The 12,918-nt window shown below is 71.4% G+C and carries 12 protein-coding genes and 1 CRISPR repeat array; of the genes, 3 read left to right on the top strand and 9 right to left on the bottom strand.

What is annotated here, in order from left to right:
- Nucleotides 1-3: 3 nt before the first annotated feature.
- The 3 genes from ACFVFH_RS06680 to ACFVFH_RS06690 form a co-directional block, all read right to left on the bottom strand.
- Complete coding sequence (locus ACFVFH_RS06680) at nucleotides 4-993, bottom strand: sigma-70 family RNA polymerase sigma factor (RefSeq protein WP_383764309.1); 990 nt, start codon at nucleotides 991-993, stop codon at nucleotides 4-6.
- Between the two features lie 118 nt (nucleotides 994-1,111).
- Complete coding sequence (locus tag ACFVFH_RS06685) at nucleotides 1,112-1,828, bottom strand: L,D-transpeptidase family protein (RefSeq protein ID WP_383764312.1); 717 nt, start codon at nucleotides 1,826-1,828, stop codon at nucleotides 1,112-1,114.
- A gap of 85 nt (nucleotides 1,829-1,913) precedes the next feature.
- On the bottom strand, nucleotides 1,914-3,233 hold the full coding sequence (locus ACFVFH_RS06690; RefSeq protein ID WP_383764315.1) for an MFS transporter: 1,320 nt from the start codon (nucleotides 3,231-3,233) through the stop codon (nucleotides 1,914-1,916).
- 62 nt (nucleotides 3,234-3,295) lie between these two features.
- Between ACFVFH_RS06690 and ACFVFH_RS06695 the strand changes: the two genes are divergently transcribed.
- Nucleotides 3,296-4,249: a LysR family transcriptional regulator gene (locus ACFVFH_RS06695; RefSeq protein ID WP_383764317.1), complete on the top strand. Its 954-nt coding sequence runs from the start codon at nucleotides 3,296-3,298 to the stop codon at nucleotides 4,247-4,249.
- Between the two features lie 96 nt (nucleotides 4,250-4,345).
- A CRISPR array of direct repeats spans nucleotides 4,346-5,961; the repeat unit is 28 nt; unit sequence GGACCACCCCCGCACGCGCGGGGACCAC.
- A 136-nt stretch (nucleotides 5,962-6,097) separates the two neighbouring features.
- Here the strand turns inward: ACFVFH_RS06695 and ACFVFH_RS06700 are convergent.
- Nucleotides 6,098-6,784 carry an alpha/beta hydrolase gene (locus ACFVFH_RS06700; protein WP_383765568.1) on the bottom strand — a complete coding sequence of 229 codons (687 nt, stop codon included), beginning with the start codon at nucleotides 6,782-6,784 and terminating at the stop codon, nucleotides 6,098-6,100.
- A 187-nt stretch (nucleotides 6,785-6,971) separates the two neighbouring features.
- On the opposite strand from ACFVFH_RS06700, the gene ACFVFH_RS06705 reads away from it, so the two are divergent.
- A complete protein-coding gene (locus ACFVFH_RS06705) occupies nucleotides 6,972-8,126 on the top strand; it encodes an adenosine deaminase (protein ID WP_383764320.1) in 1,155 nt (384 codons plus the stop codon).
- Nucleotides 8,127-8,261: 135 nt separating this feature from the next.
- The gene (locus ACFVFH_RS06710) at nucleotides 8,262-8,579 is read left to right on the top strand and encodes a hypothetical protein (RefSeq protein WP_383764323.1); all 318 of its coding nucleotides are present in this window, start codon (nucleotides 8,262-8,264) and stop codon (nucleotides 8,577-8,579) included.
- A gap of 82 nt (nucleotides 8,580-8,661) precedes the next feature.
- Here the strand turns inward: ACFVFH_RS06710 and ACFVFH_RS06715 are convergent, their stop codons facing one another.
- The 5 genes from ACFVFH_RS06715 to afsQ1 form a co-directional block, all read right to left on the bottom strand.
- On the bottom strand, nucleotides 8,662-8,868 hold the full coding sequence (locus ACFVFH_RS06715) for a PspC domain-containing protein (RefSeq protein WP_383764326.1): 207 nt from the start codon (nucleotides 8,866-8,868) through the stop codon (nucleotides 8,662-8,664).
- A 92-nt stretch (nucleotides 8,869-8,960) separates the two neighbouring features.
- Nucleotides 8,961-9,509 carry a VanZ family protein gene (locus ACFVFH_RS06720; protein WP_383764329.1) on the bottom strand — a complete coding sequence of 183 codons (549 nt, stop codon included), beginning with the start codon at nucleotides 9,507-9,509 and terminating at the stop codon, nucleotides 8,961-8,963.
- A gap of 403 nt (nucleotides 9,510-9,912) precedes the next feature.
- Nucleotides 9,913-10,617, bottom strand: a complete 705-nt coding sequence (locus ACFVFH_RS06725) for a hypothetical protein (RefSeq protein ID WP_383764331.1) — start codon at nucleotides 10,615-10,617, stop codon at nucleotides 9,913-9,915.
- Nucleotides 10,614-12,152: an ATP-binding protein gene (locus ACFVFH_RS06730; RefSeq protein WP_383764334.1), complete on the bottom strand. Its 1,539-nt coding sequence runs from the start codon at nucleotides 12,150-12,152 to the stop codon at nucleotides 10,614-10,616. The genes ACFVFH_RS06725 and ACFVFH_RS06730 overlap by 4 nt, the downstream gene beginning before the upstream one ends.
- Entirely contained in the window at nucleotides 12,149-12,826 is a 678-nt protein-coding gene (gene afsQ1 / locus ACFVFH_RS06735; RefSeq protein ID WP_176729344.1) for a two-component system response regulator AfsQ1, read from the bottom strand. Before afsQ1 ends, ACFVFH_RS06730 begins: the two co-directional genes overlap by 4 nt.
- Nucleotides 12,827-12,918: the final 92 nt, after the last annotated feature.

Consider the following 12,918-nt stretch of genomic DNA (forward strand, 5'->3'; position numbering starts at 1 on the left):
GTCTCACACCGCGTCGGCGTCGAGGTGATCCGGCAGCCCGAAGAGCGGGAACCAGCGCGGTGTGTCCAGGAAGCAGTGCATCCCGGTGATGGCGCCCTCCGAGATGTCGATGACCTGCACCGCCCACGGCACGAACCCGTCCCCGTCCGGATTCGGCTTGTAGTGCGCGAACGCCGGGGTGCCGTTCGCCGACGTCGCCACCAGGCGGGAGCCCGCGCAGCCCGCGCCGATGGAGAGCATGAAGCCGGTGATGTCGTCGTGCCCCTGGAGCCAGAGGTCGAACGGCGGCATGGTCATCACGGCGTCCTCGTGGAGCAGCGCGGTCAGCGCGGCCATGTCGTAGCCCTCGAAGGCGGCCACGTACCGTTCGAGGAGCTTGCGCTGTTCCTCGTCGAGCGGATTCGCGGCGTCGACGGGCTGTCCCTCGTGTTCGGTCAGGGTGGCCCGTGCCCGCTGGAGGGCGCTGTTGACCGAGGCGACCGAGGTGTCGAGCAGCTCGGCGACCTCGCTCGCCTTCCAGGCCAGTACCTCGCGCAGGATCAGCACGGCCCGCTGCTTGGGCGGCAGGTGCTGAAGCGCGGCGACGAACGCCAGGCGCACCGACTCCCGCGCCACGGCGGCCTCCGCCGGGTCGGCCACCGTCGGCAGGATGCGGCCGTCCGGCATCGGCTCCAGCCAGGTGTTCTCCGGCAGGGGGTTCAGCGCGGCCTGGGCGAGGGGGGTCGGGCCCGTCAGATCGACCGGACGGGCCCGCTTCTTCCCGGCGTTCAGCATGTCCAGGCAGACGTTGGTGGCGATCCGGTACAGCCAGGACCGCAGCGAGGAACGCCCCTCGAACTTGTCGAAGCTGCGCCAGGCACGCACCAGCGTGTCCTGCACCGCGTCCTCGGCCTCGAAGGCCGAGCCGAGCATCCGGTAGCAGTAGCCGGTCAGCTCGATCCGGTGTCCCTCCAGACGGCTGTCGATATCCGTCGTCGCTGTCAGATCACCCATCGCTCCACCCCTGTTGCGCTGTGACACCGCTCACTTCAGCACTTCGGAAGCTACCGCAGGCCACTGACAACGGGGGCGGGAAGCAGCGAAGCAGCCCGGATTCCGGTCACGCTCCCGGTCACGTTCCGGGCTTGCGCCCGTACACGTACACGTCGTCGCCGTTCTTCAGCAGGTTCCAGTACGACTTCGCGTCGGCGGTGCGCATGTTGACGCAGCCGTGCGACCCCGGCGGGTTCCACATCTTCACGCCCACCGCGTGGAACGCCTGACCCCCGTCGAAGAACTGGGAGTACGGCATGGACACGTGGTAGATCGACGAGACGTGGTTGATGTGCCGCCAGTAGATCTTCTTCGCCCCGGTGCGGGTCTCGTACTTGTCCCGCCCGGTCCGCACCGGCACGGGCCCGAACTTCAGCTTGCTGCCGTCCTGGATCCAGCTCAGCTGCCGGGTCAGGTCCACGCACGCGATGCGCCCCTTGTTGGTGGGGCACTTCTTGTCCTTGTTCGGGTTCTTTCCGGCCGCCTTCTGGGCCGTGAGCGTCTTCATCGTGCGCCAGGTGACCGGACCCGCGTACCCGATGGTGGGGGTGACCCCGTAGGTGCTCTGGAAGGACCGGATCGCCTTGCAGTCGGCGGCCGACTGCTTGCCGTCGACCGGCCGGTGCAGATACTTCTCGACCTGCTTCTGGTACGGCCCGGTGGACGTCGTGCAGGACGCCGCCTGCGCCGAACCGCCGCCGGCCAGGACCAGGGCCGGTACGGCCGTCAGGCCCGCGACCGACAGCGCGAGCCCGCGCCGCAGCCGTGCCCCCCGTATGTTCCCCGCGACTCTCATGTACGCCAACTCCCCTTCGCGCGCCGTGAGGTGATTCCGGTAGCTAGACGCGCGTCGGGGAGTCGTTGGTTGTGCGCCGTATGTCTCAGTTCTGTACGGAAGCCACCGGCAGCAGCCGGCGCCGCTCGGCGCGGGCTGCGCGCGTCCCGTACAGCGTGATCGAGACGACACCGAGGACCGCGAGCAGTCCCAGCGACACGGTCCCGGCCCAGCCCCCGGCGTGGAAGGCCACCGCACCGAGCGTGCCGCCCGCGCTGGAGCCCAGGTAGTACGCGGACTGGTAGAGCGCCGACGCCTGGGCGCGGCCCTTGGTCGCGGTCCGGCTCACGGACGAGGAGGCGACCGCGTGCCCGGCGAAGAACCCCGCCGTGATCAGGACCAGACCGAGGAGCACGGCGGCCAGCCGGTCGGCGAGCGAGAGCAGCAGACCGGCGGCCGTGGTGGAGACGGCCAGGTAGAGAGCGCCCCGGCGGCCGAGCCGGGCAACCAGCTTGCCTGCCGCGGCGGAGGAGACCGTACCGACGAGGTAGACCAGGAAGATCGAGCCGACGACGCCCTGCGGGAGGTTGAACGGCGCCTCCACCAGGCGGTAGCCGATCACCGTGTACACGGCGCCGAACACCGTCATGAACAGCGCGCCGATCGCGTACAGCCTGCGCAGCAGCGGATCGGCGAGATGCCCGCCCACCGTCTTCGCGAGGGCCCTCGGGTTCAGCGTCCCGGGGGTGAAGTTCCGCGCCCTCGGGATCATGAAGTGGAAGACGACCGCGCAGGCCACGGCCAGTACCCCGACCGCGCCGAGCGCCGCGCGCCAGCCCCACAGCTGGGCGATCCACCCGGTGAGGATGCGGCCGCTCATGCCGCCGATGCTGTTGCCCGCGACGAACAGTCCGATCGCGGCGACCAGCGCCTTGGGCCGTACCTCCTCGGCCAGGTACGCCATCGCCGAGGCGGGCAGTCCGGCCAGTGCCGCGCCCTGGACGGCGCGCAGCACGATCAGCCAGCCCAGGGAGGGGGCGAACGGGACGAGCAGCCCGACCAGTACGGCGACCGTCAGCGAGGCGGTCATCATCTGCCGCCGCCCGAACCGCTCGGAGAGCGCGCTCATCGGCAGTACGCACAGCGCCAGTGCGCCCGTCGCCGCGGAGACCGTCCAGCTGGCCTGCCCGGCCGTGGCGCCGAAGGAGGCGGAGACGGCGGGCAGCAGAGCCTGCGTGGAGTAGAGGAGTGCGAACGTCGCGACACCTGCGGCGAAGAGCGCGAAGCTCATCCGGCGGTAGCCGGGACGGCCCGGTTCGAGCCGCTCCGGAGCGGTGGTGGCGGGGGCGGTGGCGGCGGCGACGGGGGACGGCTGGGGCGAGGCGGCCACGATGAGCGTGGACGCCCCGGTACTGGCAGGAGGCATGGTTCGAAAGTAGGCTCTCCGGTTTCATGCGTCCAATGCACGAAGTGGCGATAATCAATCCCATGGCGCATGAACACAGCTCACAGCCCCGGCTGTCACCGAGTAGTTACGAAGAAGACATTCGCGCCGTGCTCGCGCCGCGACTGGCCCACTTCGAGGCGGTGGCCCGCCACGAGCACGTCACACGCGCCGCGCAGGAACTCGGCGTACCGCAGTCGACGCTGTCGCGGTCGATGGTCAGGCTCGAACAGGACCTGGGAGTCGCCCTGTTCGCCCGCAAGGGCCGCACGGTCTCGCTCACCCCGGCGGGCCGTACCTTCCTGGGCTCGGCCGAGCGGGCCCTGGCCGAGGTCGAGAAGGCCGCCGACTCGGTCCGCGCCGACGCCGACCCGGCCACCGGCAGGGTCGCCTTCGGTTTCCTCCACACGATGGGCTCGGAGACCGTCCCCGCCCTGATCCGCGCCTTCCGCGTCGACCACCCCCGGGTCCGCTTCCAGCTCGTGCAGAACTACGGCGAGGCGATGATCGAACGCCTGCGGGCAGGCGGCCTCGACCTCTGCCTCACCTCACCCGTCCCGGACGCACCCGACCTCGTGGCCCGCCGCCTGGACGAACAGCGCCTGCGCCTCGTCGTCCCCGAGGACCACCGCCTCGCCAGCCGCCGCCGCATCCGCCTGGCGGAGGCCGCCGAGGAAACCTTCGTCACCCTGGAACCCGGCTACGGCCTGCGCCGCATCACGGACGACCTGTGCGCGGAGGCGGGCTTCACTCCCCGCGTCGCCTTCGAGGGCGAGGAGGCGGAGACCCTGCGCGGCCTGGTGGCGGCCGGCCTGGGCGTCGCCCTCCTCCCGCCTCCCGCCGTGCCGCGCCCCGGCGTCGTCGAACTCACCGTGACGGCTCCGAGAGCGGCCCGGGAAATCGGCGTGGCCTGGCTGGACGGCCACCCCGACACCCCACCGGTGGCCGCGTTCAAACGCTTCCTGCTGTCGAGACGGGGCCACCTGCTGCCGGACTGACGGACCCGGACCGGGCCACGAAGCCCCGCGCGGGGACCACCGCCGCATACACGGGAACCACTACTGGCGCCTGACCCCCTGGCCGGGCCCGGGGGACTACCACCCCAGCAGGCGCGGGGCCCAATCAAGCTCACCTTCGCCACCCATGTTGACGACAGGACCACCCCCGCACGCGCGGGGACCACAACGACGCCGCGTCGGACTGGCTGATCGTCGGGGGACCACCCCCGCACGCGCGGGGACCACGACCTTAGCGTCCAGGCCCCGGACCTTCCGCAGGACCACCCCCGCACGCGCGGGGACCACTCGTCCTTGATCAAGGCGTTCTGCTCAGGCCGGGGACCACCCCCGCACGCGCGGGGACCACATGTGCGGGGCGCCACGGCGCTGAAATTCGAGCGGACCACCCCCGCACGCGCGGGGACCACCGCGGGTCGTGCGCCTTCAGCCCGGACGGTCCGGGACCACCCCCGCACGCGCGGGGACCACGTCGGCGGTGATGACGGCGCCCGCTGTTCGGGGGGACCACCCCCGCACGCGCGGGGACCACCTGCTCGACTGGGACCTGGGCGTACAGAACCTGGGACCACCCCCGCACGCGCGGGCACCACTGCCGTTCGGTACGACTAGCTATCTGCCCGCGGGGACCACCCCCGCACGCGCGGGGACCACAGCCAGTACGCGGAGTCGGGCGCCCGTCCGTCCGGACCACCCCCGCACGCGCGGGGACGACGGCCGCCCGCCACGCGGGAAGTCGACAAGTGGCGGACCACCCCCGCACGCGCGGGGACCACGCCAGTCCGTGCGTCCGCTGCAACTGGCCCTGAGGACCACCCCCGCACGCGCGGGGACCACTCCCGTTCCCGCTGGTCGGCGGCCTCCTGACGCGGACCACCCCCGCACGCGCGGGGGCCACGCCGGAGGTCAGGCCCGGCCAACTCCAGCGCACGGACCACCCCCGCACGCGCGGGGACCACCGGGCGTGCTCGGGATGCCGAAGCTCCCCATGAGGACCACCCCCGCACGCGCGGGGACCACGAGTAGAACCCGCAGCCCCTGTACGGCGCCGACGGACCACCCCCGCACGCGCGGGGACCACGCCGGGCGGGGGGTCGGGACAGCGGGCCCGTCCGGACCACCCCCGCACGCGCGGGGACCACGACCTGGTCGACTTCGCCGACATCGTCGAGTGCGGACCACCCCCCGCACGCGCGGGGACCACCTGACAAGCCGAAGGGGAACCGTCGTGGACACCGGACCACCCCCGCACGCGCGGGGACCACCCACCGCCCTGCTGGAGGGGGAACGCGCCCAGGGGGACCACCCCCGCACGCGCGGGGACCACAGTCGCGGGCCGCTGTACGTGGTATCGATGACGGGACCACCCCCGCACGCGCGGGGACCACAGCAAGGGCGATTTGCAACCCGGGGATCTGCTGGGACCACCCCCGCACGCGCGGGGACCACCCGTGCACATCGACCGGGGGACACCCATGCCTGGGACCACCCCCGCACGCGCGGGGACCACTCCGCCAAGTACCTCGGCGACATGATGGACCAGGGACCACCCCCGCACGCGCGGGGACCACATAGACCGCCCTATCACCGCTCTGACCTGCGCGGGACCACCCCCGCACGCGCGGGGACCACCGTGGGTGTGGAGCCCTGCCGGGGGCCGCCCCCGGGACCACCCCCGCACGCGCGGGGACCACCGTTCGTGACCTGCGACTTTATCGGAGGGAAGTGCTGTTTTTCTTCACTTCTGTTGAATCCGGCATACGGAACATAAGTGGCACCTCCTCTCCCCTCCCCGCCCCAAGCAGCGATGCGTCGCCGCCGAACACCCCGTCACCCCCGCAACGACTTCCCGAACCCCGCCGCCAGCGGCATCCGCAACCCCAGTGGCGGCGGCGCCGCCAGGGCGTCGGCCACCGGGCGTGCGTAGGCGCGGCCGAACAGGGAGCCCCGTACGAAGTCCGAGGCCAGGGCCATTACTTCGGCGCGGTGCTGGCGCAGGGCGTGGCCGTCTGAGTGGACCTCGAAGCGGCAGGTGTCGCGGTTGGCCTTCTTGGCGCGCTCGGCCAGGCGGAAGGACAGTTCGGGGTCGGTGCGGGCGTCGTTGGTGCCGTGGACGAGGAGTACCTGGCGGCCCAGGAGGTGTTTCACCGGCTCCGGGCCGCCCGGGGCGTCCGTGTCGTTCTCGGGCAGCCAGGGGGCCATCGCCAGGACGGAGCCGACCGCGGGGTGGCCGCCCGCGCGGAGTGCGGCGCGGCCGCCCATGCCGTGGCCCGCCAGGCAGACGGGGACGTCGCCGTATCGCCGTACGACCTCGTCCACCGCCCACTCGGCGTCCGCCGCCAGGTGCGCGTCGGTCGCGTTCCAGCCCCGGCAGCGGTAGCGCACGACGTGTGCGGCGAGGCCGTCCTCCTGCCCGGCGCGGGCCAGGGCGCGGGCCAGTGGCAGCTGGAGGGCGTAGGTGAGAGGGGAGGGGCGGCGGTGCGAGTCGGGCTCGCCGTCCGGGAGCAGCAGGACCACGCCGCTGACCGAGGCCGGGCCTCCGGCCGTTCTGACGGCCCGTCCGAGTCTTGCGGCAGGCAGGGGGAGTGCGCTCTGTGCCATGACAGAACAGTGTCAGAAGGGTGGGTGTACTCCACCTGTATTGGCGGTCACTGTTACGTATCGGCGAGCGACAATCTACGCGCGTAGGGATTAGAGTGCGCAGATGATGAGCCCGACCCCTCATGTGCCCGGCCAGGATCAGATCCGGCGTGCCCCCAAGGTGCTTCTGCACGACCATCTCGACGGCGGACTCCGCCCGGGAACGATCGTCGACCTCGCTCTGGCGAGTGGATACGAAGGACTTCCCGAGACCGATCCCGACAAGCTCGGCATCTGGTTCCGCGAGGCGGCCGACTCCGGCAGCCTGGAGCGGTACCTGGAGACGTTCGCGCACACCTGCGCCGTCATGCAGACCCGTGACGCCCTGGTCCGGGTGGCCGCCGAATGCGCCGAGGACCTGGCCGCGGACGGTGTCGTCTACGCCGAGGTGCGGTACGCCCCCGAGCAGCACCTGGAGGGCGGACTGAGCCTCGAAGAGGTCGTCGAGGCGGTCAACGAGGGCTTCCGCGAGGGTGAGCGGCGGGCCCGGCAGGACGGCAACCGCATCCGGGTCGGCGCCCTGCTCACCGCGATGCGGCACGCCGCCCGCTCCCTGGAGATCGCCGAGCTGGCCAACCGCTACCGCGACCAGGGCGTGGCCGGCTTCGACATCGCGGGCGCGGAGGCCGGTTTCCCTCCTACCCGGCACCTCGACGCCTTCGAGTACCTCAAGCGCGAGAACAACCACTTCACCATCCACGCGGGCGAGGCCTTCGGCCTGCCGTCGATCTGGCAGGCGCTCCAGTGGTGCGGCGCCGACCGGCTCGGTCACGGGGTCCGCATCATCGACGACATCGAGGTCGCCGAGGACGGTGCCGTGAAGCTCGGCCGCCTCGCCTCCTACGTACGGGACAAGCGCGTCCCGCTGGAGCTGTGCCCGACCTCCAACCTCCAGACCGGCGCCGCCGCCTCGTACGCCGAGCACCCCATCGGACTGCTGCGCAAGCTGCATTTCCGGGCCACCGTGAATACGGACAACCGGCTGATGAGCGGTACGAGCATGAGCCGCGAATTCGAGAAGCTGACCGAGACTTTCGGATACACGCTCGACGACATGCAGTGGTTCACCGTCAATGCGATGAAGTCCGCATTCATTCCTTTTGATGAGCGTCTGGCGATGATCAACGATGTGATCAAGCCCGGATACGCCGAGCTGAAGTCCGAGTGGCTCTTCGAGCAGACCACCGCGACCAGCGTTTCTTCCAATTCTGTGAGCTGATCGACGCCTTGAGGGAAAGCGGCCGGGATGTGAATTCCTGGCCGCTTTCCGCGTGTCGACGTGATTGCGATGAGGGCGATGGAATGGCTACGTTGCGGAGCCCCCCACGTTCCTCTCCCCAAGGATGAATTTCACATGAAGCAGTCTGCTGTCAGGACTCTCGGCGTCGCCGCTCTCGGTGCCGCTTTCGCCGCCGCCGCCGCGGGTACCGCCTCCGCCGCGGTGCTGCCGACCGACGTCGCCACCACCGCCCTGCCGGTCGCGGGCGCGGCGCTGGACACCGCGACCCAGAGCCTGCCGGTCCAGGAGACGGCCACCAAGCTCCTCGGCACCGGCCAGCAGAAGCTCGTCGGCGACGCCACCACCCCGGTCAAGGGCCTGCTCGGCGGTCTGCCGACCGGTGGCCTGAAGACCGGCGGCCTGTCGGCCAACGGCCTTCCGCTCGGCGGCTGACACCCGTACCCACCTGTGGGGCGGACACCCGGACCGGGTGTCCGCCCCACAGGCGTTTCCGTACGAAGTTTCCGTACGAAGGTCACCAGGCGGCGGGCGCCGAGGAGGACTTCTCGGACGGGAACAGCACCCACAGCGCCAGGTAGAGCAGGAACTGGGGCCCCGGCAGCAGGCAGGAGACCAGGAAGATGACGCGCATGGTTCCCGCGGAGGTGCCGAAGCGCCGCGCCAGCGCTGCGCACACTCCGCCGATCATGCGTCCTTCGAGGGGGCGGGCAAGTGCGGCCATGGTGGGCTCCTTCGCGAACGTCGCCGGGGAGCAGCTCCGTCGTGCTCCCGATGACTCCATGGTGGCCCGGCGAACAGGGGCAAAGCGTCGCTCTACGGGGCGATCCCGACCCTGGGAATCGTCGGGGTCGTACCCTGGGCCGCCTCGTCCCTGGGGTGGGGTGCCACTCCTACCCGCTCCTGCTTCCTGCGGCGCAGCCGCGCCCGGCACATGGGGACGACGAGCAGGTGGGCGAGGGCCACGCCGATGGTGTTCAGCAGCAGCGAGTCGACATCGACGACCTGTCCGGGCACCCCGGTCTGGGCCAGTTCGATGGTCGTCGAGATCAGCGTCCCCGCCGCGACGGTGCGGATCAGCGAGGCCCACGGGGAGACGGTGAGCCGGCCCCCGGCCATGGGCAGCAGCACGCCCAGCGGAGCGAGGAGCAGCAGCCCCTCACCGATCCGGCGGGCGGCCTCGACCGGACCGAGGGACAGATCGGCCCTGATACCGGCGAAGAGATGGAGATTCGAGGCGGTCACCCAGGGCACATCGAGCGGGCGCAGAGTCAGCCACCCGACAAGCAGCAGATGCGCGAGAACGAGAGAGACCCCGGTCGCGCGGAAGCGGATGACGGCCTGGCCGTCCGGACCTTGACGCACGCCACCCAAGACGCGACGAACGGCAGGATCGGTTCCGCCACCCCGGAATCCGTCCCACCGGGGCGGCCGGTCGGACCACGGGAGGGCGGGGGTCCCGGCCCTCGGGGTAGCACACTTGGGCCTGTACCTCGGCTCCCGGGGCAGCTCGGTCGGGCCGGTACCTAGCTCGGTCGGGGACCCGCCTCAGTCCCTGCTCCAGCCCCTGCCTCGGCCCTCGCCGAAGCCTGCCTGCCCTCAGCCCAGCCTCAGACGGCGTTTCAGACGGCGTTTCAGGTCGCGTCTCAGACACCGGGCAGGCCGGGAAGGCCGGGAAAGACCGGGCAGTTCAGGCACGCCCCGTACCCCAGGCCCGCACCTTGCGCCCCCGCCTCACGCCCCCGCCTCACGCCCCCTCGCCTCAGCCTCAGCCCCCCGTGCCCGTCCCCAGGCCCGTCCCCAGGCCCGTTCCCGTTCCCGTGCTCATGCCCGTCCCCGTTCCAGTCCCCGGCGTCGAGGCGGACTTGGGTCGTGCCTTCATTTCCGAGGTGCACATGTACCCGCGCGGCGCGTAGTTCCCGGGGCCGCCCAGGACCACCGTGCCCTCCGGGGCGAGGGCGTCGCTCTCCGCGTAGGTGCACACGATCTGGGCCAGGGCCTCGGACCGCAGGTCCTCCGGCTGTTCGCTGAGGCGCAGGGTGCCCTGCCGGTCGCCGCCGCGGGCCGCGCCGACCCGGAGGTTCTTCGGGACGGCGGTGGAGTACCCGGCCCGGCGTTCGGCGGCGGGCGGCTTCCGGCGCAGTTCGTCCAGGAGCGCCTGTGCCACCTGGAGCCGGTCCGCGCCGGTCCGGTCGATGTGCACCGTACGGTCCACCGTGACCAGCTGCGAGGAACAGACCAGATAGATCTGTACGGGCACGCCCTTGACGGCCTGGGTCGTGACGTCGTCCGCCGACATCGTGCACGGCACCCGGGACGGCGCGGCCCCGGCGTCCACCGGCACCGAGGTGGACCTGATGCCGCAGCCCGCGGCCAGCACGGCCCCGGTCACGGCCGCGGCCAGTGCCAGGGCGGAACGGCGTACCCGGCGGTTGCCGCTGCCCCTCGCACTGCCTCTCACGCTGTCCCTCACGTGGCGTCGCCCTCCTCGTCCCGGTCCCCGGCACCGTGCCCACCGGCGGAACGGGTGAGCTGCTCGGCATCGCGCGGCAGGCGCAGCACGAACACCGCGCCGTCGCCGTCCGGCGAGTTCGCGGCCGTGATGTCGCCGCCGTGGATGTGCGCGTTCTCCATGGCGATCGACAGACCGAGACCGCTGCCCTCGGAACGCGGCCGTGAGGCGCTGGCCTTGTAGAACCGGTCGAAGACATGGGGCAGGACGTCCTCGGGGATACCGGGGCCGTGGTCGCGGACCTCGATGACCAGTTCGTCGCCCTCGGTCCGCACCGCGACCCGTACCGGCGAACCGCCGTGCTTGAGCGCGTTGCCGATCAGATTCGCCAGGATCACATCGAGCCGCCGCGGGTCCAGGCGGACCATCATGCCGCGCTCGGCGTCCAGGTCCACCGCGTCCAGCCAGGCACGGGCGTCGATGCAGGCGGTCACCTGGTCGGCGACGTCGACGGTGTCGAGGACGAGCCGGGCCGTGCCCGCGTCGAAGCGGGTGACCTCCATCAGGTTCTCCACCAGGTCGTTGAGGCGCCGGGTCTCGCTCACCACCAGGCGCACCGCGGGCGCGATCATCGGGTCGAGGCTGTCCGCCTCGTCCTCCAGCACCTCGGTGACCGCGGTCAGCGCGGTGAGCGGGGTACGCAGCTCGTGCGACATGTCGGCGACGAACCGCCGGCTCGCCTCGTCCCGCGCGCTCATGTCCGCGACCCGCTTCTCCAGCGCGCTCGCGGTCCTGTTGAACGTACGGGAGAGATCGGCCAGCTCATCCGTGCCGGAGACCGTGAGCCGGGTGTCGAGCTTGCCCTCGCCGAGCTTGCGCGCGGCGTCGCCGAGCCGCTGCACGGGCCGCAGCACGGTCGTCGCCGCGGCCTGCGCGAGCAGCGCCGAGCCGATCAGGGCGAGGCCGGTGGCGATGCCCAGGGACCAGGCGAGGGAGTTGAGGTCCTGTCGTTCCTGGTCGAGCGACTTCAGCATGTAGCCGGTCGGGCCACCGCCGATGATCTTCGTGCCGCCCACCAGGTAGGGCGTGCCGCGGATGCTGGTCCGCTGCCAGAACAGGTGGTACTCGTACTTGTTGCCCGCCTCCACCGGCTGCTTCTTGTTGACCGCCTTCTGGAGCGCCGCCGGTACGTTGTCGAGCGTGAAGCTGTCCAGGTCGGAGTTGCCGACGATCGGCTTGCCGGTGTCGCGCTCGTCGACCAGGAGCACGCTGTAGCCGGGCGAACTGTTCGCCATCTGCACGGCGGCGTTCTGGAGGTCGTCCCTGGTGGGGTGGAGCGGCAGCGAGGCCGCCCGGCTCTGCATCTCCTGGCGGAAGTCCCCGAGCGCGGAGTCCTGGGTACGGGTCAGCACGGCCTCGCGGTTCAGCCAGTACGCGATCCCCGACGCGGAGACCGCTGCGGTCAGCGCCACCAGGGCGAACACCACGACCAGGCGCAGTCGCAGACTGGTCCAGCGGAGCCCGGCGCGCAGGCCCCGTTTGACGGCATCGCTCACTGAGGCGAGTCCAGTCGATAGCCCACACCCCGGACGGTACGGATCAGCGTCGGCGAGGACGGCACGTCCTCCACCTTGGCCCGCAGCCGCTGCACGCACGCGTCGACCAGCCGGGAGTCACCGAGGTAGTCGTGCTCCCAGACCAGCCGCAGCAACTGCTGCCGCGACAGGGCCTGGCCCGGCCGGCGGCTCAGCTCCAGCAGGAGTCGCAGCTCGGTCGGCGTGAGCTGCAGATCCTCCCCGTTCTTGGTCACGGTCATCGCGGAGCGGTCGATCACCACGTTCCCGAAGGACGCGGAGTCGGTCGATTCGCGCTCGCCGCGGCGCAGTACCGCGCGGATGCGGGCGTCGAGCACCCGGCCCTGCACGGGTTTCACCACATAGTCATCGGCACCGGACTCCAGCCCGACGACGACGTCGATGTCGTCGCTACGGGCGGTCAGCAGAATGATCGGCAGCTGGTCGGTGCGCCGGATACGCCGGCACACCTCGAAACCGTCGATCCCGGGCAGCATCACATCCAGCACGATCAGGTCCGGCCGCTGCTCGCGCAGCAGTTTCAGGCCGTCCTCTCCCGTCGCCGCAGTGGCCACACGGTGGCCCTGGCGCGACAGCGAGAGTTCGAGGGCCGTGCGGATGGCGTCGTCGTCCTCGATCAGCAACAGGAAAGGCACGCTGGTCATTCTGACCCATGGCAGAGCCCCAGTTCGACAGTTGGGGCCGACTCGTGCGTCCGGCACGGCCCGGACACGGGGCCGACGGGGCC

This window comes from Streptomyces sp. NPDC057697 (genome assembly GCF_042799335.1).
GTDB lineage: Bacteria > Actinomycetota > Actinomycetes > Streptomycetales > Streptomycetaceae > Streptomyces.